Annotated in this window: 30 protein-coding genes and 1 riboswitch; of the genes, 11 read left to right on the plus strand and 19 right to left on the minus strand. The window is 70.7% G+C overall.

What is annotated here, in order from left to right:
• Positions 1 to 70: 70 nt before the first annotated feature.
• Positions 71 to 475 carry a succinate dehydrogenase, hydrophobic membrane anchor protein gene (sdhD, locus tag KTR66_RS16170; protein WP_213614234.1) on the minus strand — a complete coding sequence of 135 codons (405 nt, stop codon included), beginning with the start codon at positions 473 to 475 and terminating at the stop codon, positions 71 to 73.
• A gap of 5 nt (positions 476 to 480) precedes the next feature.
• Complete coding sequence (sdhC, locus tag KTR66_RS16175; protein ID WP_213614236.1) at positions 481 to 918, minus strand: succinate dehydrogenase, cytochrome b556 subunit; 438 nt, start codon at positions 916 to 918, stop codon at positions 481 to 483.
• Positions 919 to 1,037: 119 nt separating this feature from the next.
• Between sdhC and KTR66_RS16180 the strand changes: the two genes are divergently transcribed.
• Both KTR66_RS16180 and KTR66_RS16185 read left to right on the plus strand, forming a co-directional pair.
• Positions 1,038 to 2,276: a tripartite tricarboxylate transporter substrate binding protein gene (locus tag KTR66_RS16180; protein WP_213614238.1), complete on the plus strand. Its 1,239-nt coding sequence runs from the start codon at positions 1,038 to 1,040 to the stop codon at positions 2,274 to 2,276.
• A 61-nt stretch (positions 2,277 to 2,337) separates the two neighbouring features.
• Positions 2,338 to 2,667, plus strand: a complete 330-nt coding sequence (locus tag KTR66_RS16185) for a hypothetical protein (protein ID WP_213614240.1) — start codon at positions 2,338 to 2,340, stop codon at positions 2,665 to 2,667.
• A 152-nt stretch (positions 2,668 to 2,819) separates the two neighbouring features.
• Here the strand turns inward: KTR66_RS16185 and KTR66_RS16190 are convergent, their stop codons facing one another.
• The 10 genes from KTR66_RS16190 to KTR66_RS16235 form a co-directional block, all read right to left on the minus strand.
• The gene (locus KTR66_RS16190) at positions 2,820 to 3,095 is read right to left on the minus strand and encodes a hypothetical protein (protein ID WP_213614242.1); all 276 of its coding nucleotides are present in this window, start codon (positions 3,093 to 3,095) and stop codon (positions 2,820 to 2,822) included.
• 674 nt (positions 3,096 to 3,769) lie between these two features.
• Positions 3,770 to 4,123 carry a hypothetical protein gene (locus KTR66_RS16195; protein WP_213614244.1) on the minus strand — a complete coding sequence of 118 codons (354 nt, stop codon included), beginning with the start codon at positions 4,121 to 4,123 and terminating at the stop codon, positions 3,770 to 3,772.
• Positions 4,123 to 5,523, minus strand: a complete 1,401-nt coding sequence (locus KTR66_RS16200) for an amidase family protein (protein WP_213614246.1) — start codon at positions 5,521 to 5,523, stop codon at positions 4,123 to 4,125. Before KTR66_RS16200 ends, KTR66_RS16195 begins: the two co-directional genes overlap by 1 nt.
• A 50-nt stretch (positions 5,524 to 5,573) precedes the next feature.
• Positions 5,574 to 6,182 (minus strand): DsbA family protein, encoded by a 609-nt coding sequence (locus tag KTR66_RS16205; protein WP_213614247.1) that lies wholly within the window; start codon positions 6,180 to 6,182, stop codon positions 5,574 to 5,576.
• Positions 6,179 to 6,445 (minus strand): hypothetical protein, encoded by a 267-nt coding sequence (locus tag KTR66_RS16210; RefSeq protein WP_213614249.1) that lies wholly within the window; start codon positions 6,443 to 6,445, stop codon positions 6,179 to 6,181. The genes KTR66_RS16205 and KTR66_RS16210 overlap by 4 nt, the downstream gene beginning before the upstream one ends.
• Positions 6,442 to 7,611 carry an acyl-CoA dehydrogenase family protein gene (locus KTR66_RS16215; RefSeq protein ID WP_213614251.1) on the minus strand — a complete coding sequence of 390 codons (1,170 nt, stop codon included), beginning with the start codon at positions 7,609 to 7,611 and terminating at the stop codon, positions 6,442 to 6,444. The genes KTR66_RS16210 and KTR66_RS16215 overlap by 4 nt, the downstream gene beginning before the upstream one ends.
• Before the next feature lie 273 nt (positions 7,612 to 7,884).
• The gene (locus KTR66_RS16220; RefSeq protein WP_213614253.1) at positions 7,885 to 8,661 is read right to left on the minus strand and encodes an enoyl-CoA hydratase/isomerase family protein; all 777 of its coding nucleotides are present in this window, start codon (positions 8,659 to 8,661) and stop codon (positions 7,885 to 7,887) included.
• Positions 8,658 to 9,740, minus strand: coding sequence for an acyl-CoA dehydrogenase family protein (locus tag KTR66_RS16225; RefSeq protein WP_371819148.1), 1,083 nt, complete (start codon positions 9,738 to 9,740; stop codon positions 8,658 to 8,660). The genes KTR66_RS16220 and KTR66_RS16225 overlap by 4 nt, the downstream gene beginning before the upstream one ends.
• Positions 9,737 to 10,381 carry a 3-oxoacid CoA-transferase subunit B gene (locus tag KTR66_RS16230; RefSeq protein ID WP_213614254.1) on the minus strand — a complete coding sequence of 215 codons (645 nt, stop codon included), beginning with the start codon at positions 10,379 to 10,381 and terminating at the stop codon, positions 9,737 to 9,739. Before KTR66_RS16230 ends, KTR66_RS16225 begins: the two co-directional genes overlap by 4 nt.
• 182 nt (positions 10,382 to 10,563) lie before the next feature.
• Positions 10,564 to 11,244 (minus strand): 3-oxoacid CoA-transferase subunit A, encoded by a 681-nt coding sequence (locus tag KTR66_RS16235; protein ID WP_213614256.1) that lies wholly within the window; start codon positions 11,242 to 11,244, stop codon positions 10,564 to 10,566.
• Positions 11,245 to 11,632: 388 nt separating this feature from the next.
• On the opposite strand from KTR66_RS16235, the gene KTR66_RS16240 reads away from it, so the two are divergent.
• Together KTR66_RS16240 and KTR66_RS16245 are read left to right on the plus strand one after the other, a co-directional pair.
• The gene (locus KTR66_RS16240) at positions 11,633 to 11,830 is read left to right on the plus strand and encodes a type II toxin-antitoxin system VapB family antitoxin (RefSeq protein WP_213614258.1); all 198 of its coding nucleotides are present in this window, start codon (positions 11,633 to 11,635) and stop codon (positions 11,828 to 11,830) included.
• On the plus strand, positions 11,827 to 12,186 hold the full coding sequence (locus KTR66_RS16245; RefSeq protein ID WP_213614260.1) for a type II toxin-antitoxin system VapC family toxin: 360 nt from the start codon (positions 11,827 to 11,829) through the stop codon (positions 12,184 to 12,186). The genes KTR66_RS16240 and KTR66_RS16245 overlap by 4 nt, the downstream gene beginning before the upstream one ends.
• On the opposite strand, the gene KTR66_RS16250 is transcribed toward KTR66_RS16245, so the two are convergent.
• Positions 12,183 to 12,986, minus strand: a complete 804-nt coding sequence (locus tag KTR66_RS16250; RefSeq protein ID WP_213614262.1) for an isocitrate lyase/phosphoenolpyruvate mutase family protein — start codon at positions 12,984 to 12,986, stop codon at positions 12,183 to 12,185. The two genes, KTR66_RS16245 and KTR66_RS16250, sit on opposite strands and share 4 nt — an antisense overlap.
• A 499-nt stretch (positions 12,987 to 13,485) precedes the next feature.
• On the opposite strand from KTR66_RS16250, the gene KTR66_RS16255 reads away from it, so the two are divergent.
• From KTR66_RS16255 to KTR66_RS16265, 3 genes are all read left to right on the plus strand, one after another.
• Positions 13,486 to 13,743, plus strand: coding sequence for a type II toxin-antitoxin system ParD family antitoxin (locus KTR66_RS16255; RefSeq protein WP_213614264.1), 258 nt, complete (start codon positions 13,486 to 13,488; stop codon positions 13,741 to 13,743).
• Entirely contained in the window at positions 13,730 to 14,002 is a 273-nt protein-coding gene (locus KTR66_RS16260; protein WP_213614266.1) for a type II toxin-antitoxin system RelE/ParE family toxin, read from the plus strand. The genes KTR66_RS16255 and KTR66_RS16260 overlap by 14 nt, the downstream gene beginning before the upstream one ends.
• Before the next feature lie 74 nt (positions 14,003 to 14,076).
• Positions 14,077 to 14,667: a transposase gene (locus KTR66_RS16265; RefSeq protein ID WP_213614268.1), complete on the plus strand. Its 591-nt coding sequence runs from the start codon at positions 14,077 to 14,079 to the stop codon at positions 14,665 to 14,667.
• Positions 14,668 to 14,673: 6 nt separating this feature from the next.
• Here KTR66_RS16265 and der read toward each other — a convergent pair whose 3' ends face one another.
• Genes der through KTR66_RS16280 form a run of 3 tightly spaced genes read right to left on the minus strand, consistent with a single transcriptional unit; the run spans position 14,674 to position 18,096 of the window.
• Positions 14,674 to 16,059: a ribosome biogenesis GTPase Der gene (der, locus tag KTR66_RS16270; RefSeq protein ID WP_213614270.1), complete on the minus strand. Its 1,386-nt coding sequence runs from the start codon at positions 16,057 to 16,059 to the stop codon at positions 14,674 to 14,676.
• A gap of 15 nt (positions 16,060 to 16,074) precedes the next feature.
• Complete coding sequence (locus tag KTR66_RS16275) at positions 16,075 to 17,445, minus strand: PQQ-like beta-propeller repeat protein (protein ID WP_213614272.1); 1,371 nt, start codon at positions 17,443 to 17,445, stop codon at positions 16,075 to 16,077.
• On the minus strand, positions 17,446 to 18,096 hold the full coding sequence (locus KTR66_RS16280) for a tetratricopeptide repeat protein (protein WP_213614274.1): 651 nt from the start codon (positions 18,094 to 18,096) through the stop codon (positions 17,446 to 17,448).
• 130 nt (positions 18,097 to 18,226) lie between these two features.
• Between KTR66_RS16280 and KTR66_RS16285 the strand changes: the two genes are divergently transcribed.
• On the plus strand, positions 18,227 to 18,655 hold the full coding sequence (locus KTR66_RS16285; RefSeq protein ID WP_213614276.1) for a hypothetical protein: 429 nt from the start codon (positions 18,227 to 18,229) through the stop codon (positions 18,653 to 18,655).
• Between the two features lie 20 nt (positions 18,656 to 18,675).
• Here the strand turns inward: KTR66_RS16285 and KTR66_RS16290 are convergent, their stop codons facing one another.
• The 3 genes from KTR66_RS16290 to KTR66_RS16300 form a co-directional block, all read right to left on the minus strand.
• A complete protein-coding gene (locus KTR66_RS16290) occupies positions 18,676 to 19,770 on the minus strand; it encodes a hypothetical protein (protein WP_213614278.1) in 1,095 nt (364 codons plus the stop codon).
• Between the two features lie 211 nt (positions 19,771 to 19,981).
• Positions 19,982 to 20,659: a type 1 glutamine amidotransferase gene (locus tag KTR66_RS16295; protein WP_213614280.1), complete on the minus strand. Its 678-nt coding sequence runs from the start codon at positions 20,657 to 20,659 to the stop codon at positions 19,982 to 19,984.
• Positions 20,660 to 20,669: 10 nt separating this feature from the next.
• A complete protein-coding gene (locus KTR66_RS16300) occupies positions 20,670 to 21,986 on the minus strand; it encodes a dihydroorotase (protein ID WP_213614282.1) in 1,317 nt (438 codons plus the stop codon).
• Positions 21,987 to 22,132: 146 nt separating this feature from the next.
• Between KTR66_RS16300 and KTR66_RS25310 the strand changes: the two genes are divergently transcribed.
• The 3 genes from KTR66_RS25310 to metE all read left to right on the plus strand — a co-directional run bounded on the left by KTR66_RS25310 (position 22,133) and on the right by metE (position 25,317).
• Positions 22,133 to 22,333 carry a DUF1289 domain-containing protein gene (locus KTR66_RS25310; protein ID WP_213614284.1) on the plus strand — a complete coding sequence of 67 codons (201 nt, stop codon included), beginning with the start codon at positions 22,133 to 22,135 and terminating at the stop codon, positions 22,331 to 22,333.
• A gap of 7 nt (positions 22,334 to 22,340) precedes the next feature.
• Positions 22,341 to 22,574: riboswitch (cobalamin riboswitch) on the plus strand.
• 124 nt (positions 22,575 to 22,698) lie between these two features.
• Positions 22,699 to 22,911, plus strand: coding sequence for a DUF1289 domain-containing protein (locus KTR66_RS16310; RefSeq protein ID WP_213614286.1), 213 nt, complete (start codon positions 22,699 to 22,701; stop codon positions 22,909 to 22,911).
• A gap of 102 nt (positions 22,912 to 23,013) precedes the next feature.
• The gene (gene metE, locus KTR66_RS16315; protein WP_213614288.1) at positions 23,014 to 25,317 is read left to right on the plus strand and encodes a 5-methyltetrahydropteroyltriglutamate--homocysteine S-methyltransferase; all 2,304 of its coding nucleotides are present in this window, start codon (positions 23,014 to 23,016) and stop codon (positions 25,315 to 25,317) included.
• Positions 25,318 to 25,417: the final 100 nt, after the last annotated feature.

The following is a 25,417-nucleotide window of genomic DNA, read 5'->3' on the forward strand; positions in this document are numbered from 1 at the left end:
GGGCGTTGTTCCCGGCCTCTTGGGTGGAGCTTGGTGGTTCCCGTGGAACCGCAAGCCCCTCTCGTGGCGCTTAGAGCGCGAAGGCGATCCGCAGCACGGCGAAGGCGCTGGCCAGCGCCATCAGCAGCGACGCCGCCTTGATCAGCAGGATGAAGGCAAGGCGCTTGAACTCGTCCCGCACGTAATCCTCGACCACCACCTGCAGGCCCGCGGCCATGTGATGGAAGGTGAGGCCGATCAGCACCAGCAGCAGCACCGCGTTCAGCGGCTGCGCGATCCAGAGCAGCGTCTCGAGGTAGGAGGCGCCGGCGAGGCCGATCATGCTCGCCACGAACCAGATGGTCAGCGGCAGCAGCGCGATGGAGGTGACGCGCTGCATCCACCAGTGATGCGTGCCCGTTTTGGCCGAGCCCATGCCGCGCACGCGGCCGAGCGGCGAGCGGAGGGAAGTCTGGGTGATGCCGTCCTTTGCCATCCGCGTCAGCCCCAGAACATCAAGGCGAGGATCCAGGTGAGGATCGAGAGGACCGCCGTGCCGATCAGCACGAGCCGGCCGGTGCGATGGACGGAGGGCATGTCGAAGCCGCGCCCCGCATCCCAGGCCAAATGCCGGAGGCCGGCCAGCGTATGATACCAGGCCGCGATGGTGAGGCCGAAGAGCACGAGCAGACCGAGGAAGGAGCCCATGAACCACTGCACCGCGGCGAAGGCGCCCTCGCCCGTGGCGGCGGCCATGAGCCACCAGACCATGAGCACGGTGCCCACCGACCACGCGACGCCGCTGATGCGGTGCATGATGGAGAGCGCGCTCGTGATCTGCATCATGTCATAGGCCTGCAGATGCGGAGAGAGCGGCCGGCGGATGATGGTGCCGTCGGAGCGGCGGGCAATCATCCCGGCTTCGCGCGGATCGCTCATGCCTGCGGCGCCTTCACGGCTTCCCGCATCGTCACGGCTTCAACATCCATGAGACTTGACCCCAACCTTTGGCCTTGCGGCCTGAATTCTTGGGCGTTGTTCTAGGCGTCTCTTCGCAGTTGCGTCAATCCGCGCAGACTGCGGAACCGGCGTGGATTTCCGCGCATTTCATCCGGGCCGATCGATACGGCATCATACCGAGCGACGACCTCGACAAAAAGTGGATTGACCCGCTCGGTCTCTGCCGCGAGTGTGTCTCGTTTTCTGGCCTTACGGCCCCGATGAGCGGGCCGGGGGAAGCGCCGGCAGGGCAGGGTTCACGCGTGATTTTGGTTCAGCGCCTGTTGCATTGGGGTGGCCGCCTGGGCGCGGCCTGTTTCGTCACGGGCCTGCTCCTTGCCGGTCCGGCCCATGCGATGGCCCAAACGCCCGCCCCCGCGCCGCCCCTTGGTCCGCCCTCTGGTCCGACCGATGGGCGGGAACCGATCCGCGTGCTGATCGGACTGCCGCCAGGCAGCGGGGTGGACCAGGTCTCGCGCCTCTTCGCGGAGGCGCTGAGCCAGCGCCTTTACCGCCCCGTGGTGATCGAGAACCGCACGGGCGCTCGGGGCAATGTGGCTGCGGAAGAGGTCGCGCGCGCCGCCCCCAATGGCAATACGCTCGGAATCGTGACCGCGACGACGCTGCTGCTGAACCGGCATTTATCGCGGCAGATGGGCTATGACCCACAAGCAGACCTGACCCCCATCAGCCGCTTTGCCGCCCTGCCCTTCCTGGTGCTGGGCGCGCCTGGGCAGGGGGTGCGGACGCTCGGGGACCTCATCGAGCTTTTGAAAGCGCGACCAAGCACTTGCGGGACGCCGGGCGCCGGAACCGCGCAGCATCTGGCGCTCGAATTGCTCATTCGCTCGGTGGGTGCGCGGTGTGATTTCGTGCATTTCCGGGGCCTGTCCGGTGCGCTTCCGGAATTGCTTAACGGGGGGGTCCAGGTCTATGTGGAGTCCGCTGTCATTGGATTGCCATTGGTGCGGGAAGGTCGGGTTCGCCTGCTTGCCGTGACCTCGCGGAACCGCTCTGCGCTGTTTCCCGAGACCCCGACAGTCGCCGAGACGGTCTCCGGCTTCGAAGCCGAGACCTGGCTGGCGCTCATGGGGCCTCGCGGACTGCCCGATTCCGTTCTGGCCAAGCTGGAGACGGCGGCCATGGCGGTGGCACGTGACGCTGCCGTGGTCCATCGGTTGCGAGCCCTGGCGGCGGAACCCATCGGGGGAACGCGGGCGGAGCTGGCGACCACCATTCGCGCGCAGGATTCCATTTGGGGGCCGGTGGCTCGCGCCGCCGGGTTGACCACTGATTGACGTTGCCATTCAAGCCACCATTCCCCGCAAGCTCGGCTTCAAGCCGGGCATGGTCTGCGCCGTGCTGGAGCCGCCGCCGGGCCTGAAGCATGGCCTGCCCGCCACCTCGGCCTCCGAGCCCGAGCTCATCCTCGCCTTCGCGCCGGATCGCGCGGCACTCAGCCGCGTCGCCGCCCGTGCGCTCGATCTCTACGGCGTGGGCGGCCGGCTGTGGTTCGCCTATCCGAAGAAGACCGGCCCCGTCCGCTCCGACCTCGACCGTGACCATGGCTGGGAGCCGCTGACCCAGGCCGGCCTGCTGCCAGTGACGCAGGTGGCGCTGGACGCCACCTGGTCCGCGCTGCGCTTCCGCCTGCGCGAAGAGATCCCGACCCTCACCCGCAAGGCGTGAGACGGGCCGGGGCGGCCTCAACCCGCCCCGCTCCGCTTCCTTCATGACATGGCCTCAGCCCTGCCGGGGGTGACCTTCCCGGCCGATGGTTGAGAGGCTTTCGCGCCCCGCCACCGCCAGCGCACCGCGGGCGAAGATGGCGGAAGCCGCGTTCAGGAGCCCGCGGCGTCCCCGGACTGGCAGGCGCCGGCGGGCACCTTGCCCTTGGCCCGGGCCAGGCTGGTGCGCCAGGCCTGGACCAGCGCGCTGTCATGCCAGCCTTGCAGGCTCCCCATCCAATCCCGCGAAACCGAGACCGCACTCTCCTGCTGGAACAGGCAGGGCGAGCCACGCTCACGCGCGCCGGGCAGGACCGTCGCGGCGGGGGCAAGGAGCGGCAGCAGGGCAAGCGAGCCGCCGGCGATGAGAAGCGGCAGGGCGCTACGCATGACGCAGCCCGGCAACGCCCCGGGGCGCGGTAGCGGCGGCCTGCGCGGCCGTGGCGTGGAGGAGGGGGAGACGGGGGGACATCTCGACGGAAGACTCTCTCTTTTTGAGACTCTATCTTCGCTTTTTTGGCGAGACCCGCCTGAAAGCTGCGTATTGATACAACTCAACCCGGATTCCCACAAGGAAAATCGACATTTGTCGCTTTATTATCTTTTTTTGGATTCTCCTGGCGCGGTCAGGGGCGCGTGAACGCCACGCGGCCAGGCCGGACGGCCGCAATCGACACGTCGGAACGGGCGTTGCGCGGGACGCGGCCGCTCGCCAAAGGCGGCCGGCCCTGGCGCCGAAGGGCGGATCGCCGGCCTGCCGCGCCGCAGACTCACGCCCGTTGCGCAGTCAGAGGGGATCCGAGGCTTCGCTGCGAGACGGATTCACGCCCCCGGCGCCGCCGGGGACGATCCGGCACGTTGCCGAGAGGCGGATTCACGCCCCCGGCGTCGCCGGGGACGATCCGGCTCGACGCCACGAGACGGATTCACGCCCCCGGCGCCGCCGGGGGCGATCCGGCTCGACGCCACGAGACGGATTCACGCCCCCGGCGTCGCCGGGGACGATCCGGCTCGACGCCACGAGACGGATTCACGCCCCCGGCGCCGCCGGGGGCGATCCGGCTCTACTGACTCGCGATCAGCTCCGTGGGCGAGATGGTGAGGGTGCCGCTGGTGCAGACATCCATGGCCGGCATCTCGGCGGCGCGGCCATTGGCGAAGACGATGCGCACCGCATTGCGCCCCGGCGTCGCCATCACCGTCCGGTCGCCGCCGGGCGGAATGTCCGTGGGCGTCAGCAGGTCCCGCCCCCAATTGCCGGGGCCCGCCGCGCTGAAGAAGGCCTGCTCCACGGCCATGGGGCCGATATTGCGGAGCAGGACCTGGCCCGAGCAGCCGATGCTGGCGGCCGGGTTCGTGCCCTCGCCGCCCGCGCAGGCCGCGGCGATCAGAGGCAGGAGAAGAAGCGTGTTGCGCATCACCATGTGGGGTCCACCGGGCTCGGGGGTGTGCCGGCGGCGGCGATGGCCTCGCCGGCCGCCAGAAGGAGATCCTCGCGATAGCGCGCGCCGACGAGCTGCACGCCGACCGGCGCGGTGCCGACCATCCCGGTCGAGACGGCGAGACCGGGCAGGCCCATGAGCGGCAGGCCGACCTGCGTCAACTGCGCCTCGATGATGGCGGTGAAGGCCTCGGCGCCGTTCTGGTCCGCCTCGTTCGCGAAGGGCAGCTCGCCCGAGACGGGCATGAGCACCACGGGATAGCGCTCGAAGAACAGGCTCCAGGCGCGCAGGAAGCCGAGGCGGGCGGTCAGCGCGTCCTGGTAGTCGGCATAGGCCGGTGGCGCGGTCAGCTTCTGCATATGCCCATAGACGGCGAGCGAGCGCGCCTCGGCCTCGCGCTCGGCCGCGGCGATGCCGCCGCGCGGCAGCATGGAGAGCCAGAGCTGCGCCTGCAGGCGCGCGGGTTCGCGCAGCGGCGGCAGGCTCGCCATCTCCTCCACCTCCCAGCCGGCGGCGCGCAGGCGCGATGCCGCGTCACGGAGGGCATTCGCCACCTCGGGCGCGACCTTCATGCCGTCGGGCGCCACGCAGAGGGCGGCGCGCTTCGGCGCGGGCGGGCCTTCGAGCGGGGCCGGCACATACCAGGGGTCGCGCGGATCGGGCGCGCTCATGGCGGCGAGGCTGAGGCGGAGGTCCCGGATGCTGCGCGCCAGCGGGCCGCTGACGGCCATGAGCTGCGCGCCGATGTCACGCTCGGGCAGGCAGGGGTTCCAGGCGGGGATACGGCCCAGCGTGGGGCGCAGCCCGTGGATGCCGCAGGCATAGGCCGGGTAGCGGATGGAGCCGCCGATATCCGTGCCATGGCCGATGGCGCCGATGCCCGCCGCGGTCGCCGAGGCCGCACCGCCGGAGGAGCCGCCGGGCGTCAGCCCCTTGTCATGCGGGTTGAAGGTCGCGCCGTGGATGTCGTTGGAGGTGAACCAGCGCAGCGAGAAGGCGGGCGTGTTGGTGCGGCCGATGATGACCGCACCCGACTTGCGGAAATTGGAGACGACGGGGTTGTCCTCCTTCGCCACCGCATTCGCCTGGATCTTCAGGCCATTGGTCGTGGCGAAGCCCACCTGGTCCATGTTGACCTTGATCGTCACCGGCACGCCGGCGAGCAGGCCGGGATCCTCGCCACGGGCGATCTGCGCGTCCACCGCGTCCGCCGCCGCCAGCGCCTCTTCCGGCAGGAACTGGATGACGGCGTTGAGCTTGGGATTCACCGCATCGAGGCGGGCGAGGTTCGCGAGCGTGACCTCGCGCGCCGAGACCTCCTTCGCATGGACGCGGCGCGCCACTTCCGTCGCATCCAGCCGCCAGAGATCGGTCATCGCGTGCTCCGTGAGATTCGCTGTGATCCTTTCGCCTGGGCGCGCGCAGGTCAACCGCGGCGGCGCTCGATTCCGGCGGGCAGCGTGGCGAGGCGCGCCATCTCGCCGCGCGTGAAGAGGGCAGGATCGGCCAGATACGCCTCGGCCATGGGCATGGCGTCGGCGCCCCAGAACAGCTCCGTCCCGACCGCAAGCGTGGGCACGCCGAAGACGCCGGCCGCGATGGCGGATTCGGTGGCGGCGCGGAGTTCGGCCTTGGCGGATTCCATCGCTTCGTCGCTCACGCTGGGCAGGCGTTCGCGAAGGGCGGCGAATTCCTCATGCGGGTCCCTCCCCTCGCCCCAGACAAAGGCGAAGGCGGCCTGCACCGCGTCGCGATCGCCGCGCAGCGCCGTCAGCAGGCGCAGCGCGTCGAGCGAGCGGAAGGGGTGGCGCGGCGGATAGCGCATGGGGATGCCGGCCTGATCCGCCGCGAATTGCGTCTGGCGATAGGTCTGGATGCGCTTGGGTTCGATCTCGGCCGGGCCGAGCTGGCCCCAATGGCCCAGCACGGCGCCGAAGACGATGGGCTTCAGCTCCACCTCGCCCATCCGCAGCACCCGCGGGAGCGCGAGGTGGGCGAAGGGCGAGATGAGGTCGAAATACCAGGTGAGCTTCACGGTCCCGTGGCCCCGAGGAACGTCCAATCGACCGCCGCCGCCAGGGAAGCGACAGAGAGAAACAAGGAAGCCAAGGCAAGCCAGCCATTCGTATCAGGCCAGAAACTTGAACCCGCCTTGGTGGACTTGCGGATTCTCCATGCCGCCGCGAACGCCACAGCAAGACCCACAATGGCCATCCAGAAGGGCGCGCCAACGGCCGCCACCGACAGCAGGGCGATTGTGACCAGGCACCCGAGGACGAAGGCGGCGAAGGGATTCACCCAGGCAGGTCCAGCACGTTCTTGCTGATGATGTTGCGCTGGATCTCGTTGGTGCCGCCATAGATGCTGGTCGGCCGGGCCTGGATGTAGAGCGCGCCGGGGTTGAGGTTCCGGTTGCCCTCCATCGGCCCGAAGAGGCCGGCATTCTCGCCCGCCACTTCCAGCATCGTCTCCGTGATGCGCTGGAAGAGCTCGGACTGGATGACCTTGAGCTGGCTGACATCGGCGCCCAGCGGGCGGCCCTGCTTCAGCACCTCGACATAGCGGCCGTAGAGGGCCTTGAGGTCTTCCAGATCGCAGCGGTGGCGCGCGTAGCGCTCGGCGAAGAGCGGCTCCTCCGCGACACCCATGCGCTCGGCGAGTTGCTTCAGGCGCGTGAGCGCATAGGCGGACTGGCGCGGCGAGCCGAGATAGATGCGCTCGAAGCTCAGCAGCGCCTTCGCCATGTCCCAGCCCTTGTTGAGCTGGCCCACCAGATTCTCCTTCGGCACCTTCACATTGTCGAAGAAGACCTCGCAGAACTCGTCATGCATCTCGAGGTTGATGATGGGGCGCACGGTGATGCCGGGCGTGTTCATGTCCACCAGCAGGAAGCTGATCCCCTCCTGCTTCTTGGCGGCCTTGTCGGTGCGGACGAGCAGGAAGATCCAGTTCGCGTCCTGCGCCAGCGTGGTCCAGATCTTCTGGCCGTTCACCACATAATGGTCGCCCGCATCCACCGCCTCGGTGCGCAGGCTGGCGAGGTCGGAGCCGCTGTTGGGCTCGGAATAGCCCTGGCACCAGATGTGCTCGCCGCTCAGGATCTTCGGCAGGAAATGCTGCTTCTGCGCCTCGGTGCCGTAGCGGATCACGAGCGGCCCCAGCATGATGATGCCGTGGTCGTTGCAGCGGGCGCAGCCATGGCGCTCCAGCTCCTCGGTGAAGATGATCTGCTTGGCCGGCGCGAGGCCGAGGCCGCCATATTCGCGCGGCCAGCCGGGGCAGAGCCAGCCCTTCTCGGCCAGCTTGAAGTACCAGACCTTGTTCTCCTCCCAATGGAGGCGCTTCTCCGGGTTGCGGATCTCGGCCGGGTAATTCGCCTCGATCCAGGCGCGGATGTGCAGCCGGAACACCTCGTCCGGCAACAGGTTCAGATCCTCAGGCTCACGGCCGGTGATGGCGTTCATGCCAGTCCTCCAGGGGATGGTTGAGGGGGCCCTTGGGTGGCACCTGGGAGGGCGCTGCCCTCCCAGACCCTCCCGCCGGGGACTTTGGGTCCCCGGACCCCTTGATACGTTTGTTGGGTTTGGGGGAGGGACATGAAGGGCGCGCCCTGCATCACGCGCACGCCATGCCCCTCCCCCAAACCCAACCATGTGCCCGGGTCCAGGGGCCAAGGCCCCTGGCGGATGGGGTCCGGGGAAGGCAGCGCCTTCCCCGAGGAGCGACCCCGGGCATCCTCACCGCCCCTGGAAGACCGGCTTGCGCTTGCCGAGGAAGGCGGCCTTGCCTTCCTTGTGGTCTTCCGTGACGAAGAGGGCGGCCTGGAAATCGGCCTCGCGGGCGAGCGCGCGTTCCAGGTCATCCGCGAACCATTGGCGCGTATAGGCGATGGGGAGCGGGGCTTCCTGCGCCAGGGCCTGGGCCTTTTCGAGCGCCGCCTTCAGCGCCTCGCCCTTGGGGACGACGTAGTCCACCAGGCCGATCTTCAGCGCGTCGGGGCCGAGATATTGCGTGTGGTGCAGCAGCATGTCGCGCGCGCGGCCGACGCCGATGCGGGCGGGCAGCGTGGCGGGCATGCCCATGTCGCACATCAGGCCGATCTTGTGAAAACCGGCCATGAAGCGCGCGTCATCGGCGGCGACGATGGTGTCGCAGAGGAGTGCCATGGAGAGGCCGGCGCCGACCGCCCAGCCTTCGACGGCGGCGACGATGGGCAGGTTGCCGCGCGCCATGAGGCGCACCAGACGATGCGTGCGGCGCATGCGGTCGCGCCCGTCATAGGCGGTCTCGATGTTCATGCCGGAGATGTCGCCGCCGGCGGAGAAGACGCCGCCGCTGCCGGTCAGCACGATGGCCCGGGTCTGCCCATCCACGCTGGCGCGTTCGAGCGCGTGTTCGAGCTTTTCGCGCAGCGGCACGGCGAGCGCGTTGCGGCGGGCGGGGTAATCAATGGTGAGCACCAGGACGGCGCCGTGGCGCTCCTCCAGGATGTTCATCTGGGGCATGTCGTTCATGCGTCTTCCAGCTCCGGCGAGAGTTCCATGAAGCGGCGGCGGTGCAGGGCGGCGCCGCCGAAGGCGGGCACCAGCACCATGGCGCGGCGCATGTGCAGGCCGACATCGTAGTCGTCCGTGTAGCCGATGCCGCCATGCAGTTGCACGCAGGCCTGCTGGACAAGCATCGCGGCCTCGCTCGCGCGGGCCTTGGCGCGGCTGACGAGGTGCGAGGGCGCGCCTTCATCCAGCGCGGCGGCGGCCTGCTCGACGGCGGCGCGGGTGAGCGCGATCTGCATCTTGGCGTCGGCCGCCTTGTGCTGCAGTGCCTGGAAGGTGCCGATGATCTTGCCGAATTGCTGCCGCGTGCGGAGGTAGTCGAGCGTCATGGCAAAGGCCGCCTCCATGCCGCCCAGCAGCGCGGCGGCGGTGGCGAGTGCGGCGCGGTCCAGCGCCTCGGCGAGCGGCACGTCATCGGCGATGTGGCGGCCGGGGCCGTGACCGCTATAGGGCAGCGGGCGGATGGTGCCGAGATGGCCGCCATCCTGCGTGGCCTCGGTGGTGATCTCGACCTGGTCGCGTGTCAGCACATGCAGCGCGACGCGGCCCGCTTCGGCCACGGGCCAGAGGATGTGGGTGGCACCCCCGGCGGCGAGGACGAAGCCGCGCGCGCCATCGGCGGTGCTGGCGAGGCTGAGCGTATTCGCGCGGTCCTGCCAGGCGGTGAGGACCACCGCGTCACCGGCGAGGAGTTGGCCGAGCAATTCGCTCTCGCCGGCCGCGGCCAGCAGATGCGCGGAGAGGGCGCAGCCGATCAGCGGCTCGGGCGCTGAGGCACGGCCGATTTCCTCGGCCAGCGCCACCATCTCGGCCATGCCCAGGCCGGTGCCGCCGGCCTCTTCGGAGACGGCGAGACCGATCCAGCCGGCCTCGGCCATCTGGCGCAGCAGGCCCGCATCGAAGCCCGGCTCGGTGAAGCGCAGCTTGCGCACGCGCGCCATGTCTGCCCCAAGCAATCCGCGCGCGCTGTCGCGGATCATCTCGATGCTCTCGGCGCGGTCGCCCGTGAAGGGGGCGACGCCCGCGGCGGTCGCGCTCACGACTGCGTGTGCAGCTTGGCGCCGCTCTTCGCCTGGAGTTCTTCCAGGCTCATCCCCGGCACGATGTCACGCACGACGAAGCCGAGGCCCGGCACCACATCCAGCACGGCCAGGTTGGTGTAGACGCGGCTGACGGAACCCAGCGAGGTCAGCGGATAGCCGCAGCGCTCGACGATCTTGGGGCGGCCATCCTTCGTCGTGTGGTCCATCACCACCCAGAGGCGCTTCGCACCCGCGCCGAGATCCATCGCACCGCCCACGGCGGGGGCGGTGTCGTTCTCGCTGGTCGCCCAGTTCGCGAGGTCGCCATTCTCGGCCACTTCGAAACCGCCGAGGACGCAGAGGTCGATATGGCCGCCGCGGATCATGGCGAAGCTGTCGGCGTGGTGGCAGATGGAGCCGCCGGGGCGCAGCGTGACCATCTGCTTGCCGGCATTGATGAGCCAGGGGTTTTCGTGCCCCTTCTCCGGCGCGGGGCCCATGCCCAGCACGCCATTCTCGGACTGGAAGATGACCTCGCGCGAGAGGGGGACCTGGTCGGCGATCAGCGTCGGCATGCCGATGCCGAGGTTGACCACCCAGCCCTCGGGAATGTCGGCGGCGGCCTTGGCGGCCATGTCAGTGCGGCTGTAGCTCGGCATGACGTTTTCTCCTCTGGAGACAGGCTAGAAGGATGGAGGGGCGCGGTCCAGAACGGGGTCAGGACGGCCCCACAAGAATGCGGCCGCGACGCGGCCGCCGCGCCCAGACTGCGCGTTTGGCCCGCGCGCCAGTGGCGGCGCGAAGCCAAGCGCGCGGAGCGCGCGCCCGGCGTTTGAGGGCACTAAACCCATCCCTCGCCACGGTCCACACGGACCACGCGGTTCACGAAGATGCCGGGCGTCGCGACACGCTCGGGATCAATCGCGCCGAGTTCCACGATGTGCTGCACCTGCGCGATGGTGAGGTCGGCCGCCATCGCCATCACCGGATTGAAGTTCCGGCCGGAGAGATTGTAGGTGAGGTTGCCCCAGCGATCGGCCTCCCAGGCCTCGATCAGCGCGACATCGGCCTTGAGCGCGTGCTCCATCACGTATTTGCGCCCGTTGAACTCACGCTCCTCCTTGCCCTTGGCCAGCAGCGTGCCGTGCGAGGTGGCGGTGTAGAAGGCGGGGATGCCGGCACCCGCGGCGCGCATGCGCTCGGCCATCGTGCCTTGCGGGACGATCTCCAGCTCGATCTTGCCCTCGCGGTAGAGCTCCTCGAAGACGACGCTGCCGGCGCTGCGCGGGAAGGAGCAGATGATCTTCCGCACCCGGCCCAGCTCCATGAGGCGCGCCAGGCCGACGCGGCCCGTGCCGGCATTGTTGGCCACACAGGTGAGGTCCTTCGCCCCCTGCTCGATCAGCGCCTCGATCAGCGCATCGGGCTGGCCCACGCTGCCGAAGCCGCCGATGAGGACGGTGCTGCCATCCTTCACGCCCGAGAGCGCCTCGGCCAGCGTGTTGACGATCTTGTTGATCATAATTTCCTGCCCTCAGACGCCGGGCGCGCCCTCCGGGCGCTTGGCTTGCGCGCCTCAGACAGGTGATTCCCGGCTCGTCGGTGGCGCACCGCGCGCCGCCGCTATTCGCGGCGGATACTGCGTTGTCGGCGGCGGTTCTGGAAGGGGGGTGCGGGGCTGGGGACGCCGGGCGCTGCCTCCGGCGGCTTGGCTTGCACGCCGCAGGGCTGGCGTTCCCGGCATTGCGGTTGCGCACCCCGCGCCGCCGCACTTCGCGGCGGATACCGCGTTGTCGGCGGCGGTTCTGGAAGGGGGGTGCGGGGTGGGAGGTTTGGGGTAGGCGTGCGTTTTGGGCATGCCAGGCGGCATCATTCGATGCTATATCGCGTGCCTCACTGGAGAGCTGACGATGCGCACCACCCTCGCCTTGGATGACGAACTCCTGGCCAAGGCCCAGGGATTCACTGGCATCACGGAGAAATCGGCGCTGGTGCGCGAGGCGCTGACGGCGTTGATCGAACGTGAAAGCGCGCGCCGCCTCGCCCGGCTTGGCGGGAGCGAGCCGGACCTCGTCGCGGCCCCTCGGCGGCGCGCGACGCCGGCTTGATCCTGCTCGATACCTCCGTCTGGGTGGATCATCTGCGCCAGGACGATCCTGATGTGGCCGCGCTGCTGGCGGAGGGTCGGGTGCTCGCCCATCCGCATGTCATCGGCGAATTGGCACTGGGGCATTTGCGGCAGCGCGCCACCATCCTCTCGGCGCTCTCCGGCTTGCCGAAGGCCATGCCCGCGACCGACGCCGAAGTGCTGGGGTTTGTGGACCGGAGCGGGCTCGCCGGGCGCGGGATCGGGTGGGTGGACGCGCATCTGCTGGCCGCAACGCGCCTCACGCCCGGCGCCCGCTTCTGGACGCGCGACCGGCGGCTCGCGGTCATCGCGCAGGAGATGGGACTCGCCGTTTAGCGCGGCAGCAGCGCGGTGATTTCGGCGGCTGTCGGCGCGGCCCCCATGATGTCGAAATCGCCGGCCTTCAGGCGGCGGGCGGCGGTGACGAGGCTGCCCATGGCCTGGCGGTAGAGCGCGCCGCCGAGCGAGACGCGCTTCACGCCGGCGGCCTCCAGCACGGCCAGCGGCACGGGGCCGCTGCGGGGGCCGAAGACGATGTTCACCGGCTTGGGGGCGACGGCGCGGACCACGGCCTCGATCGCTTCCATGTCGGGCAGGCCGGGGGCATAGAGGACATCGGCGCCGACCTCGGCGAAGGCCACGAGGCGGCGGATCGTGTCCGCGAGGTCCGGGCGGCCATGCAGGAAATTGTCGGTGCGCGCGGTGAGCAGGATGCGGCCCTTCGCGGCCTTCGCGGCGGCGGCGATGCGGGCGACGGCGTGGTCGAACTCATGGATGGGGCGCGCGGGGTCGGCCGTCGTGTCCTCGATGCCGAGGCCGGCGAGGCCGGCGGCGATGGAGGCCTCCACGGTCGCCACCACATCCTCGGGCCCAGCGCCGAAGCCATCCTCCAGATCGCCATTCACCGGCAGGCCCGAGAGGCGCGCGATCATCGCCGCGTGCTGGATGGAGAGGTCGCGGCCCAGCGCCGCCGCGCAATCCGGCCGGGCCAGGCCGAAGGCGAGGCCGGCGGAGGTGGAGGCGAGTGCGGGAAAGCCCTCGCGCTTCAGCAGCAAGGTGGAGGCGCCATCCCAGGGGTTGGGCATGACGAAGATGTTGCGATGCAGGTCGCGGAAGGTTTCATAGGCGGCGGACATGGCGGCGGCTCCTCGGCGGATGGGGTGAGCCTAGGCGCGGCCGGGCGGGGGATGCTTCGGGGAATTGCGAAGGGCTGGGTTGCGCGGTCAGGGGGCGGTCCACGTCACGGTCAGGCCGGGTTGGGGATTGGGGTTCCACACCCAGCACCCATTATGCGCATCAACCGTCCAGCCCGGGCGGCCCGGCTGCGCCACACTCTCCGCCGCCGGCGGCGCAGGGCGCGCGCGCGGCTGCGTCTGCGCCACCGCCGGGCCAGCAGCGCAGATCAACACCATCAGCGCGAGGCTCCAGCGCATGGGGCGTCTCCAGTGTTCCAACCCATGAAACAACAGACCGCATGCCCCCGCCAACACCATCTTGCCGCAGGGGCGCGGGGAGCCCGTGGCTCCCCGACATGAATCGGGTTGGTTCCGGGGGGGCGGGCGCCTTGGGAAACCCAGCCTTGTCCGGCCGCGCAAAGCTCTGGAATCCCCTTGGGAGGGGGGGTATCCTCGCGCCATGCTCACCGCCATTCCCCTGACCGAAGCGCAAGCCGCCGAGATCGAACGCCTGCTGGCCTCCGGCGCCTGTGCCGATGCGAGCGAGGTTGTGGCGGCCGGGCTGGAGGCCCTGGCGGCGCAGGAATCGGCGTGTTTCGAGGCGGAAATCCGCCCCGTGATCGAGGCGATGGAGCGCGATCCGTCCCGCGCCATTCCGGCCGGGCAGGTCTTCGCGGAGCTCCGCGCCCATCACGCGCGGCGCCTTGCCGGCGATTGAGTTCACCCCGGAGGCCCGGGCGGACCTCCTGGCGCTCTATGAGCTGATCTTCCGCGAGGCCGATGCCGCGCGCGCCGGGGCCTATCTGGACCGGATCGAGCGATGCTGCGCCGCGCTGCTGCTGTTTCCCCTTGCCGGCCGGGATCGCGGCGAGGGCGTGCGCAGCCTGGGCTTCGAGCGCCGCGCCAGCATCATCTACCGCCCCGACCAGGACCGCATTCTTATTCTGCGCGTCCTCCACGCCGGGAGAACGCATTGATCGCAGGGGTTCGGGGAGCCCGTGGCTCCCCGAGTTCCTTGACTTTTCACCCTGATTAGGTATAGTTTCCTGGGATGCAACAGCGCGTCCCCTTCTCCGCCCTCTCAGACCGCCAGTGGGACGCCCTGCGCCCCTATGTCCTGGCGCAAAAGGCCAGCCCCGCAGGCCGCAAGCTCGTGGACCTGCGCGAGCGCATGAACGCCATCCTCTTCCTGCTCTCCACCGACGCCCCCTGGCGGGAATTGCCCGAACGCTACGGCCCACCCGGCACTGTCTCGCGCCATTTCCGCAGGCTCAGCCATGGCGGCTTCTGGGAGCATCTGCTGGAGGCGCTGCATGACCTGGGGCCGCGCCATCCGCTCCAGCAGCTCCGCCGGCTGATCTTCCGGGGCGCCAGACGGGCCGCGAAGCTCGTCGGATTGCGCATCATTGTGCTGGCGCGGCGGTTGCAGCTTCTCGAAGCCCTACCTGGGCCGCCCTGGCTGCTGCCCGACCCCGATTTGTCCAAAACCCTGGTCGAGCTGTTCAAACGCAAATTCGAAGATCCGGAGCCCCGCCGCTTCCGCCGCTGGTGGCGCAAGATGGGCCGCACCTATATCCGGCTCTTCAGCGCCGCGACCGGAAGGCGCCACATCCCGCGCTCCGTCAGGCTCGCCATGCCGTGAGGGCGCTCAGTCCGTCTCTTCGGCGTAGGGGTTTTCGGTGCCGCGCAATTGCAGGCGGATGGGCACGCCCGGCATGTCGAATTCCTCGCGGAAGCCGTTCAGCAGATAGCGCTGGTAGTCGAGCGGCAGAAGCTCGGCCCGCGTGCCGAAGAGCACCAGGGTGGGGGGGCGCGCCTTGGGCATGGTGGCGTAGCGCAGCTTCAGGCGCTTGCCGTCCACCAGGGGCAGCTGGTGCCGCTCCAGCATCTGCGCGAACCAGCGGTTCAGCGCGCCGGTGCCGATGCGGCGGTTCCAGCGCTCATGGGTGCGGCGCACCGCGGGCATCAGCTTGTCCACGCCGGCGCCGGTGGCGGCCGAGATGGTCACCACCTCGATGCCCCGCAGCTGGTTCAAGGAGGTTTCCAGCGTGTCGGCGATCCGGTTCCGGGCGGCGGCGCGGTCTTCCACCGCATCCCATTTGTTCAGCGCGATGACGACGGCGCGGCCCTCGCGCTCGGCCAGGCGGGCGATGCGGATGTCCTGCTCTTCGAGGCCGAGATTGGCGTCGAGGACGAGGATCACAACCTCCGCCTCGCGCAGCGCCGCGATGGAGGAAGCGACGGACATCTCCTCCAGCCGGTGGGTGATGCGCGCGCGCTTGCGCATGCCGGCCGTGTCCACGATGCGGATGGGGCCGGCCTCGTCCTGGAAGATGGCGGCGATGGCATCGCGCGTCAGGCCGGGCTCGGGGCCGGTGATCATGCGCTCCTCGCCCAGCAGCGTGTTCAGCAGCGTGGATTTGCCGGCATTGGGGCGGCCGAGGATGGCGAGGCGCAAGAGCTTGGCCTCGCCCTCCTCCGGCTCGGGCACCTCTTCGGGCAGGTGTTCGCCGATGGCCTCCATCAGGCCCGCGATGCCCTCATTGTGCTCGGCCGAGACGGCGATGGGGTCGCCCAGGCCGAGTTCATAGGCTTCCAGCGCGGCCTGGGCGCCGCCGCGGCCCTCGGCCTTGTTGGCGACGAGGATGACGGGCCGGCGCGCGCGGCGCAGCCAATTGGCGAAGGCGCGGTCGGACGCCGTGATGCCGGATTTGGCGTCCACCACGAAGACCGCGACATCGGCCTGCTCGAGGGCGGCCTCGGAGCTCGCGCGCATGCGGCCGAAGAGGGTTTCGGGCGCGGCTTCCTCAAGGCCGGCGGTGTCCACCAGCAGGATGTTGCGGCCGGCGATCTGCGTCTCCGCCTCCTTGCGGTCGCGCGTGACACCGGGCGTGTCGTCCACGATGGCGATGCGCCGGCCGACGAGGCGGTTGAACAGCGAGGACTTGCCCACATTCGGCCGGCCGAGGATGGCGACGACGGGCAGGCCGGAGGTGTCGCGGTGGCGCGCCGGGTTTTCCGGGTCACGCGCCATGGGAAACGCGGCGCATCAGCCGACCCCGCGCAGGGCCACGGCGTTGCCGCCATCGGTGATGAGATACACGCTGTTGTTCACCACCACGGGCTGCAGGCTGCTGCCATCGGGGATGCGCGAGCGGGCGAGGATGTCGCCGTTTTCGGCATTCACCTCGAAGAGCTGCGCATGGCTGCCGGTGATGAGCAGGCGGCCGCCGGCCAGCACGGGCGGGCCCCAGGAGATCGGGTCGCGGTTGCGGGCTTCATTGGCGAAGGCGGGCAGCGGGGTGATCCAGCGCACCAGGCCCTCGTCGCGCGTCATGCAGATGAGGGAGCCCGCGCGGGTCAGCATGAACATCCAGTCGCCCGCAACGGAGGGGGTCTGGGTGCCGCCCACCTCGCGTTCCCAGACGCGGCGGCCGGAGCGCAGGTCGAGCGAGGTGGAGGCGCCGGCCATGCCGACGGCAAAGACGCGGCCGCGGTCGATGACAGGCAGGGCGGTGATGGCGCCGATATCGGCGATGGAGACGCCGCCGCGGCTGGTGCCCAGGCTCTCGCTCCACTGCACGCGGCCATCGGCGATGCGGAAGCAGACCACCTCGCCCGAGGGGAAGCCGCCGACGGCCACGTCACCCTCGACGGCCGGGCTGGGCAGGCCGAGCGGCATGGCCTGGACGGGGGTGGCGCGGAAGGTCCAGGCGCGGGCGCCGTCCTCGGCGTTGAGGCCGAGGAGCTGGTTCTCGATGGTCGGCACCAGGATGCGGTTGCCCGCGACGGTGAGGCCGCCGCGCGCGGGGGCCGGGAGTGCGGCGCGCCAGCGGATCTCGCCCGAGGCGGGGTCGAGCGCCATGATCTCGGCGAGGCCGGTCGCGCAGTAGAGCGTGTCATTGGCGTAGGCGATGGCGCCGCCCACCGCGCCGTCGCGGTCGCGCCGGGGGCGGGTGTCGGTCTGCCAGCGGCGGCCGCCGCGGGCCACATCCACCGCCGTCACCCAGCCGAAGGCGTCCACGGCGAAGAGGGTGTCGCCCACCACGCGGGCGGAGGCGGTGAGGCGCTGGCGGTATCCGGTGCCCGAGCCGATGGAGGTGTTCCAGACTTGGCCGATGGGGCTCGGGAGGGAGACATGGCCGGGCGCGTGGCCGGCATTGCCGCCGGCCGTCGGCCATTCGGTGTTGAGCGCGGCGGGCGGCAGGGTGAAGGGGCGGCCGGCGGCCGAGGAATCCACGGCGAGGCCGCGCTCCACCGCCATGACGGGCATGCGCTCGCCGGGCAAGGGCGTCTTGGTCTGGCCGAGGGCGGCGTCGAACCAGTCGCGCATCGTGTCGCAGCCGGCGAGCAGCGTGGCGCTGCCGAGCAGGGCGGCGCGGCGGCCCAGGGCGCCGCGCGAAGGGGTGCGGTCTTGCATCTAGCTTCCCAATCCTTGCAGCAGGCGGCTTGCGCGGTCACGCAGGCCCTGCGGCGTGGCCGCATCGGCGAGCACGGCCTGCAACGCGCGGCGGGCCTGTTCGGTGTTGCCGCGCTTGAGGGCGGCCAGCGCCAGCACCTCCTGCGCGGAGGCGCGCCAGGGGGCGCCGGGGGTGGCGAGCGGCGTCATGCGCGCCTCGATCTGCGCGGCGTCGCCCGCATCCAGCGCATGCAGGCCCCAGAGCACGGTGGCGAGGTCGCGATAGAGCGGGTCCACCTCATTGTCGCGGGAGATGGCCTCCCAGGCGGCCAGCGCGGGGTCGAGCTGGCCGGTCTCGGCGAGCAGGGCGGCGGCGCGCAGGCGGGCGAGCGTGCGGTAGCCGGCGGGCGCGCCCTGGGCGAGGCCGGCGAAGCGCTCGGCCGAGGCGCGGAGATCGGCGCCCTCGGCGGCGGCGTCACGCGTCGCGGTCAGGAAGGCCTGGCCGGCCTGGGCGGCCTCACGCCGCTCATACCAGCGCCAGCCCTCCCAGCCGCCGATGCCGGCGATGGCCAGCAGCAGAACGCCGGTGGCAAGGCCGCCATAGCGCTGGGCGAGCTTCTTCGCGCGTTCGGCGCGAAGCTCCTCATCCACTTCGTCAATCAAATCCGGCAAGGTCACGCGCCTTCTGGTTCAGAGTCCCCGCAGCGGGGGCCCTGCGGTATAGAGCATGATCGCCCTGGGGTGAAATCTCGGGCCGCGCGCCTTCACCCGCCGGTAACTCCCGCGGTCCATCCTGGGCCGGATGCGCGCCGCCCTTCCCGTCATCGCCCTGCTGGCCGCCCCGCTCCCGCTCGCGGGTTGCGACACGACGAGCCTCGCCATCGCGGGCGCGGCCAGCGTCGCCTCCATCACGCTGGTGGGGCGTGGCGTGCCGGACATCCTGGTCTCGGGGCTGAGCGGGCGGGATTGCTCGATCGTGCGGCTGGACCGGGGGATGAGCTATTGCGCGCCGGTACCGCCGCCGCCCGGGCCGCCGCCCTATTGCACGCCGAGCCTGGGGCGCGTGGATTGCTGGGTGACGCCGCCGGCCAGCGTGCCCCTGCAGCGCGGCGTGGTGGATGGGCCCGTCTATCTGACGCCCGCGCAGGAGGCGAACCGCACGGCCTGGTGGCCCGGCATCCCGCGCGACCTGCTGCCGCGGATCGAGCCGATGGCCGAGCGCACGCCCTGACGGGCCATCCGGACGGGCCGTCAGCAGTGCCGCCAGTTCGGGTTGTTGGCGCGGCAGAAATTGCGCTCCTCGAGCCGCTGCACCATTGGCGTGGAGGGCAGAGACGGGGCCGTCAGTGCGTCGATGATCGTGTCCTCGATCATCAGGGCCATGCGCTCGCGCTCCTCCAGGATCCTGCGCCGCTCGGCCGCGGGCAGCGCCGCCCATTCGCGGTTCCGGCGGGCCTGCAAGGCGGCGAGCTGGAAGGTGTCACCCGGTTGCGTGCCCTCGACATAGTAGATGACGCGACGGCTGCGCGTATCCACGACGGCGATCCGGCCATCGCCCAGGCGCTCCAGCTCGACGCAGGGGAAGCTGCCCGAGATCTGGCGGCACAAGCGGTTGCCCTCCCAGCGATAATCCCGCTCCTGCAGGCTGAGGTTCGGGAGTTCCAGCGCCGAACGCGACATGCCGCCGGTCTCGTAGATCTGGCGACCGCCCAGATACCAGGTGGCGGGCAGGGCCGGATCGCCGGTCGCCCGGATCAACCGGACCGTCCGGCCCTCCAGCAGCGCGCGCGCGGCGGCGGCGTCCAGCGTCTCGCCCCGGTTGGCGGAGCCGGGGGCGGGCGCATCGCCGCGCGGCGCCGCCAGGGCCGGCATGGCGCCGCGTCCGCCGGCGCTGCCCTGTAAGGCGGCGGAGGCCGCGGCCAAGGTCTCGCCCACATCGGCGGCGCGGCTGCGGGTCAGCTCGAGATGGCCGCAGCTGCGGTCATCGAATCGGGCACGCAGCGGCGCATCGGGCCGCGCCCCGCCGACAAAGCCACGCATCGGCGTCGTGCCGCCAGGCTCGATCCAACGGACCGGGTCCACGCGCAGGCCGCTGCCGCTGCGGTCGGTGGCCGAGACGCGCACCTCATAGCTGCCCGTCTCGCCCGACGCGGCGGCGAAGCGGAACAGCCCTGCGCCGCGCCCGTCGGGCATGACGAGCTGCCCGGCATACCGCTCGGATCCGCAAAAGTAGCGGCCGTTCCAGACGCCGCGGAGATCGGCCGGGCCGCTGGCCACGCCCAGGGCCTGCAGCTGGCCCGCCGTCTGGCCGCGCGTCGCCTGCTGCCAGGGGTTCGCGCCCCGCATGTCAAATCCGGCGCCGGTCCTCACCAGCCCTGCGACAGGCCGCGCCTCCGGCACGCAAGCGGTCAGCAGAAGGAGGGCCGGGACACAGAGACGCAACGCCATCGACGGCATGGATATCGCATTCCCTTGGAGTTGATGCCGTTTGACGTATTTAGCGGGCGGGACGAAGTCAAGGCGAGGGAATGCGGTGCGCACTGCCGCGGATGGAGCCCTAACCCTCCAGGAAGCGGGCGATCCAGCCGCGCATGCGTGGCGCGTCATCCGGGATGCGGAGCGATTCGATGGCGGCCTCGCCGGCCGCGCCATGCATCTCGCGCCGGCCTTCCAGCAGGGCGATGGAGAAATCCGCCGTGAATTCCGGGTGGCACTGGAAGGAGATGGCATCGCCGTAGTCGAGCCCGGCAAGCGGCGTGAAATCGCTGGCCAGCGTCACCCGCGCGCCGGGTGGCGCCGCCACCACCTGGTCCTGGTGGGAGGCGGCGATGCGGATGGGGGCGGCGCCATCCATCCAGGGGGCGGGCGCCGTCACCGCATAGCGGTGCAGCCCGATGCCCCAGCCCTTGTCGGATTTCACCACGCGGCCGCCGAAGGCCTCGGCCATCACCTGGTGGCCGAAGCAGATGCCGACCAGCTTCGCGCGGCCGCGCGCGGCGACCAGGAACTGCTTGAGCGGCGCGATCCAGGGCAGGTCGTCATAGACGCCGGCGGCCGAGCCGGTGACGAGCCAGGCGTCGCAGGCGGTCGGGCTCTCGGGCAGGGCGGTGGTCACGTCATGCAGCGTCGCGTCCCGGCCGGGCGGGAGGAGGCGGCGCATCATCCCGCCCATGCTGCCATGGGCGGGGATCAGCGCCTCGGGGATCTCCCCGCATTGCAGGATGCCGATGCGCATGCGCGTGGCTTCAGCGGAAGTTCACCGGCTTGCCGATGGGGCCGCCCAGCACCTCATCCTCGCGCATGGCGACATGGCCGCGGATGATGGTGCCGACCGGCCAGCCCTGGCAGCGATAGCCGTCGAAGGGCGTCCAGCCGCAGGGGCTCGCGATCCAGTCATTCGTGATCTCGCGCGACTTCGCCATGTCCACCAGGGTGAAGTCGGCGTCGTAGCCGACGGCCAGCCGGCCCTTGTTCACCGCGCCGTAGATGCGCGCGGGGCCGGCGCACATCAGGTCCACGAGGCGCATGAGGCTGAGGCGCCCGGCGCTGACATGGTCGAGCATGACGGGGACGATGGTCTGGATGCCGGTCAGGCCCGCCGCCGTGTCGGGCCAGGGGCGCTCCTTCGCCGCGCGGGAATGCGGCGCATGGTCGCTGCCCACCACATCCACCGTGCCGTTGCGCACGGCGGCCCAGGCGGCCTCCAGATGGCGCTGGTCGCGGATGGGCGGGTTCATCACGGCATAGCCGCCCAGGCGGTCATAGGCCTCGTCGGTCTGGGTCAGGTGGTTCATCAGCACCTCGACCGAGCAGATATCCTTGTAGTCGGCGAGGTAGGCGAGCTCCTCCGCCGTGCTCACATGCAGGATATGGGCGGGGCGGCCGGTCTTGCGCGCGATGGCCATGAGGCGCTTGGTGCCGAGCAGCGCGCATTCCACGTCGCGCCACTCCATGTGGTTCCGGTGCGGCATGCCCGAGCTGTAGTTGGGCTTGCGCGCCTGCAGGCGATACTCGTCCTCCGAGTGGTAGCAGATGCGGCGCCGGCCGGAGCGCATCACGGCTTCCAGGCTCGCATCGTCCTCGATCAGCAGATCGCCCGTAGAGGAGCCGGCGAAGACCTTCACCGCGCAGACATTCTCCTCCAGCTCCAGCGAAGCGAGGTCGGGGATGTTCTTCTTGGACGCGCCGACATAGAGGCCGACATCGCAATACGCGACCTCGGCCACGTATTTCCGCTTCCAGGCAAGCTGCGCGGAATCCGTGATGGAGGGCGCGGTGTTGGGCATGTCGAAGACGGCGGCGAGGCCGCCCAGGACCGCGGCCTTGGTGCCGGTCGCGATGGTCTCGACGGCCGCGTCGCCCGGCTCGCGCAGATGGACATGCGCGTCGATCAGGCCGGGCAGCACATGCAGGTGGCGGCAATCCACCTCCTGCGTGGCCTCGGCATTGCGCAGGCTGCCCATGGCGGCGATGCGGCCATCGCGCACGCCGATGTCCAGCGGCTCGATGCCCCAGGGGAGCACGGCCTGGCCGCCGCGCAGGATGAGATCGTAATGGGGCATGGAAGTCTCCGTCGAACGAGGCGCCAATCTGACGCGTCCCGCGCCGCGCGCAAGACGGGCGCTGGACGCGGGGCATCGGCTTGGGGAAGGATGGCGGCAAGCGGCCCAAGGCCGCAGCCGCCGGGTGGTTCCTCAGGAGTTGCCGCTTGCGCGATGCCCCACCCTCCCCCTGCCGCAACCTCTGCCGCCTCGAAGCGCAGATCTGCGCCGGCTGCGGCCGCACCGGCGCGGAAATCGCGCGCTGGCCGGCGGCGGAACCCGCGGAGAAGCACGCGATCCTGCACCGCAGCGCCGCGCGCATGGCGGCGCGAACCGCATGCGGCGAAGTTGTGCTTGACGCCACATGACATAAGGATATGTTGATATTGCGTTGGTCCGGCGCGAGCCGGTGAAAAGGGAACGCCGTGCGGCCCCCTCCCCGCCAGGGAGGCCAGGCCAAGTCGGCGGCTGCCCCCGCAACTGTCAGCGGTGAGCTGACCCTGCTTCGCCCCGCTTCGGGGCGCGCCACTGGGGTTCATCCCCTGGGAAGGCGGCAGGGCCGGCGACGACCCGTGAGCCAGGAGACCTGCCAGCGCATCGACCCACCCAATCCCGGCGCGGGGTGCCGCCGGACAGGAGACTTGACCATGCGCCTTCACCGCGCCCGAACGCCCATCCCCAGACCCGGCCCCGGCCGTTGGCGGTGTCCCGGCCCCCTCCAGGGCTGACCGCCATGCCAGCCCCCCTTGGCCAGGCCGAGGCGCCCGCCTCGCCCTGCGTGCAGCTCTGCGCGCTGGATGCGGCGGGCATCTGCCTCGGCTGCGGCCGCAGCCGTGACGAGATCACCCGCTGGATGCAGGCCTCGGCCGCGGAACGCGCCGTGATCCGCCGCGCGGCGCAGGAGCGGCTGGCCCTTCGCCACCTTCCGCCACACCCGGTGCGCTGACGCAGCCCCCGCGATCGCGGGGCCAGATCCGCCGCCCGCCCCGCACAGGGCGAACGGCGAAGGCCGCGCCACGCCCGGACCTCGTCTCAGGGATGACAACACATGACCGCCTACAATCTCGGTTTCCCGCGCATGGGCCTCCGGCGCGAACTCAAGACCGCGCTCGAGGCCCATTGGTCGGGCCAAGCCGATGAGGCCGCGCTGCGCGCCACCGCGGCCGAGCTGCGCGCCCGCCACTGGGCCCTGCAGCGCTCGGCCGGCATCGCCGTGCCGCCGAGCAACGACTTCGCGCTCTATGACCACGTGCTCGACCACGCCTGCGCCTTCGGCGTGATCCCGGAGGGCTATGGCTGGCGCGCGGGCGAGCCCGTCTCGCTCGCCACGCGCTTCGCCCTCGCCCGCGGGGCCCGCGGCACGGCGGCCGAGCAGGCGGCCGGCATCGCCCCCGGCGCGCCGGCGCTGGAGATGACCAAGTGGTTCGACACGAACTACCACTACCTCGTGCCCGTCTTCCGCCCGGGCCAGGCCTTCGTCGCCACCGGCTTCCCGGCCGTCGAGGCTTTCGAGGAAGCGAAGGCGCAGGGCATCCTGACGCGGCCCGTGCTGCTCGGCCCCGTCTCCTTCCTGCTGCTGGGCAAGATGGCGGAGGGCAAGGGCGATCCGCTGGAGCTCCTGGGCAGCCTGCTGCCGCTCTATGCCGAGACGCTGCGGCGGCTGCAAGCCGCGGGCGCGCGCGAGGTGCAGATGGACGAGCCCTGCCTCGCGCTCGATCTCGCGCCCGCCGCACGCACCGCGCTGCGCGCCGCCTATCTGGTGCTGGCCGGCGCGGCACCGCGCCTCTCGATCATGCTCGCCGCCTATTTCGGCGACCTGCGCGAGAATCTCGAAACGGCGCTGACCCTGCCTGTCGCGGGCCTGCATCTCGACCTGGTGCGCGCGCCGCGCATGCTGGAGGTCGCGCTGCGCCACGCCCCGCCGCGCATGATGCTCTCGCTCGGCGTGGTGGATGGGCGCAATGTCTGGGCGACGGATCTCTCCCGCGCCTTCCAGCTGCTCCGCGCCGCCGCCGCCGCGCGGCGCTTCGAGCTCTTGCAGGTGGCGCCCTCCTGCTCGCTGCTGCACAGCCCGGTGGACCTCGCGGGCGAGACCGGGCTCGACCCCGAGCTGCGCGGCTGGATGGCCTTCGCCCGGCAGAAGCTGGAGGAGGTGGCGATCCTCGCGCGCGGCCTGACCGCCGGGCGCGGCGCCATCGCGGCCGAGCTCGCGGCGAGCGATGCGCGCCAGGCGGCAAAGCGGAACTCGCGCCGGCTGCATGATCCGGCCGTGGCGGCGCGCCTCGCCGCCGGCCGCGCCGAGGATGCGGCGCGCGCGCCCTTCGACGAGCGGCGCATGGCCCAGCAGGCGCGGCTGCGTCTGCCCGCCTTCCCCACCACCACCATCGGCAGCTTCCCGCAGACCGCCGAGATCCGCGCCGCCCGCGCCGCCCGCAAGCGCGGCGAGGTGACGGAGGCGGGCTATGACGCCTTCCTCACCGAGCGCATGGCGGAGGCGATCCGCTGGCAGGAGGAAATCGGCCTCGACGTGCTGGTGCATGGCGAGTTCGAGCGCAACGACATGGTGGAGCACTTCGCCGATTTCCTCGCGGGCTTCGCGGTCACGAAGAATGGCTGGGTGCAGAGCTATGGCTCGCGCTGCGTGAAGCCGCCCGTGATCTTCGGCGATGTCTCGCGCCCCGCGCCGATGACGGTGGAATGGGCGCGGCGCGCCCAGGCCATGACCGCGCGGCCGATGAAGGGCATGCTGACCGGCCCGGTCACCATGCTGCAATGGTCCTTCGTGCGGGACGACATTCCGCGCGCGGTGGTGCGCCGCCAACTCGCCTACGCCATCCGCGACGAGGTGACCGATCTGGAGGCCGCCGGCATCCCCATCGTGCAGATCGACGAGCCCGCCTTCCGCGAGGGGCTGCCGCTGCGGCGCGATGAATGGGACGCCTACCTGACCGATGCGGTGACCTGCTTCCGCATCGCGGCCAGCGGCGTGCGGCCGGAGACGCAGATCCACACCCACATGTGCTACTCGGAGTTCAACGACATCATGACGCGCATCGCCGCGATGGATGCGGACGTGATCTCGATCGAGACGGCGCGCAGCCGGATGGAGCTGCTCGCCGCCTTCGTGGATTTCGCCTATCCGAACGAGATCGGGCCGGGCGTCTATGACATCCACGCGCCGCGCGTGCCCGAGGCGGCGGAGATGGAGCACCTGCTGCGCCTCGCGGCGCGGCGGCTGCCGGCCGATCGCCTCTGGGTGAACCCCGATTGCGGGCTCAAGACCCGCCGCTGGGAGGAGGTGCGCCCCGCCCTGCAACGCATGGTGGAGGCCGCGCGCAGCTTGCGCGGCTAGAGCCATTTCACCGCAAGCAAAGACGGTGAAACGGCTCCAGCACGTTGTTTTCACGCATTTTCCGAGTCGCCAAGCAAAGCTGCTTGGCTTGAAAATGCTC

Origin of the sequence: Roseococcus sp. SDR (genome assembly GCF_019083995.1) — a bacterium.
Lineage (GTDB): Bacteria > Pseudomonadota > Alphaproteobacteria > Acetobacterales > Acetobacteraceae > Roseococcus.

Bases quoted from the DNA above. Each gene is read 5' to 3' on its own strand.
- KTR66_RS16300 (WP_213614282.1), bottom strand. From the start codon at position 21,986: ATGCCCCATTACGATCTCATCCTGCGCGGCGGCCAGGCCGTGCTCCCC.
- KTR66_RS16195 (WP_213614244.1), bottom strand. From the start codon at position 4,123: ATGCGCAACACGCTTCTTCTCCTGCCTCTGATCGCCGCGGCCTGCGCG.
- KTR66_RS16215 (WP_213614251.1), bottom strand. From the start codon at position 7,611: ATGAACGCCATCACCGGCCGTGAGCCTGAGGATCTGAACCTGTTGCCG.
- KTR66_RS16200 (WP_213614246.1), bottom strand. From the start codon at position 5,523: ATGACCGATCTCTGGCGGCTGGATGCGACGGAAGTGGCGCGCCGCGTC.
- KTR66_RS16290 (WP_213614278.1), bottom strand. From the start codon at position 19,770: ATGCGGGGCGCGAACCCCTGGCAGCAGGCGACGCGCGGCCAGACGGCG.
- KTR66_RS16275 (WP_213614272.1), bottom strand. From the start codon at position 17,445: ATGCAAGACCGCACCCCTTCGCGCGGCGCCCTGGGCCGCCGCGCCGCC.
- metE (WP_213614288.1), top strand. From the start codon at position 23,014: ATGACCGCCTACAATCTCGGTTTCCCGCGCATGGGCCTCCGGCGCGAA.
- KTR66_RS16230 (WP_213614254.1), bottom strand. From the start codon at position 10,381: ATGCCGAGCTACAGCCGCACTGACATGGCCGCCAAGGCCGCCGCCGAC.
- KTR66_RS16220 (WP_213614253.1), bottom strand. From the start codon at position 8,661: ATGAACGACATGCCCCAGATGAACATCCTGGAGGAGCGCCACGGCGCC.
- KTR66_RS16265 (WP_213614268.1), top strand. From the start codon at position 14,077: ATGCAACAGCGCGTCCCCTTCTCCGCCCTCTCAGACCGCCAGTGGGAC.
- KTR66_RS16190 (WP_213614242.1), bottom strand. From the start codon at position 3,095: ATGCGTAGCGCCCTGCCGCTTCTCATCGCCGGCGGCTCGCTTGCCCTG.
- KTR66_RS16295 (WP_213614280.1), bottom strand. From the start codon at position 20,659: ATGCGCATCGGCATCCTGCAATGCGGGGAGATCCCCGAGGCGCTGATC.
- KTR66_RS16235 (WP_213614256.1), bottom strand. From the start codon at position 11,244: ATGATCAACAAGATCGTCAACACGCTGGCCGAGGCGCTCTCGGGCGTG.
- KTR66_RS16310 (WP_213614286.1), top strand. From the start codon at position 22,699: ATGCCAGCCCCCCTTGGCCAGGCCGAGGCGCCCGCCTCGCCCTGCGTG.
- KTR66_RS16255 (WP_213614264.1), top strand. From the start codon at position 13,486: ATGCTCACCGCCATTCCCCTGACCGAAGCGCAAGCCGCCGAGATCGAA.
- sdhD (WP_213614234.1), bottom strand. From the start codon at position 475: ATGGCAAAGGACGGCATCACCCAGACTTCCCTCCGCTCGCCGCTCGGC.
- KTR66_RS16285 (WP_213614276.1), top strand. From the start codon at position 18,227: ATGCGCGCCGCCCTTCCCGTCATCGCCCTGCTGGCCGCCCCGCTCCCG.
- der (WP_213614270.1), bottom strand. From the start codon at position 16,059: ATGGCGCGTGACCCGGAAAACCCGGCGCGCCACCGCGACACCTCCGGC.
- sdhC (WP_213614236.1), bottom strand. From the start codon at position 918: ATGAGCGATCCGCGCGAAGCCGGGATGATTGCCCGCCGCTCCGACGGC.
- KTR66_RS16240 (WP_213614258.1), top strand. From the start codon at position 11,633: ATGCGCACCACCCTCGCCTTGGATGACGAACTCCTGGCCAAGGCCCAG.
- KTR66_RS16250 (WP_213614262.1), bottom strand. From the start codon at position 12,986: ATGTCCGCCGCCTATGAAACCTTCCGCGACCTGCATCGCAACATCTTC.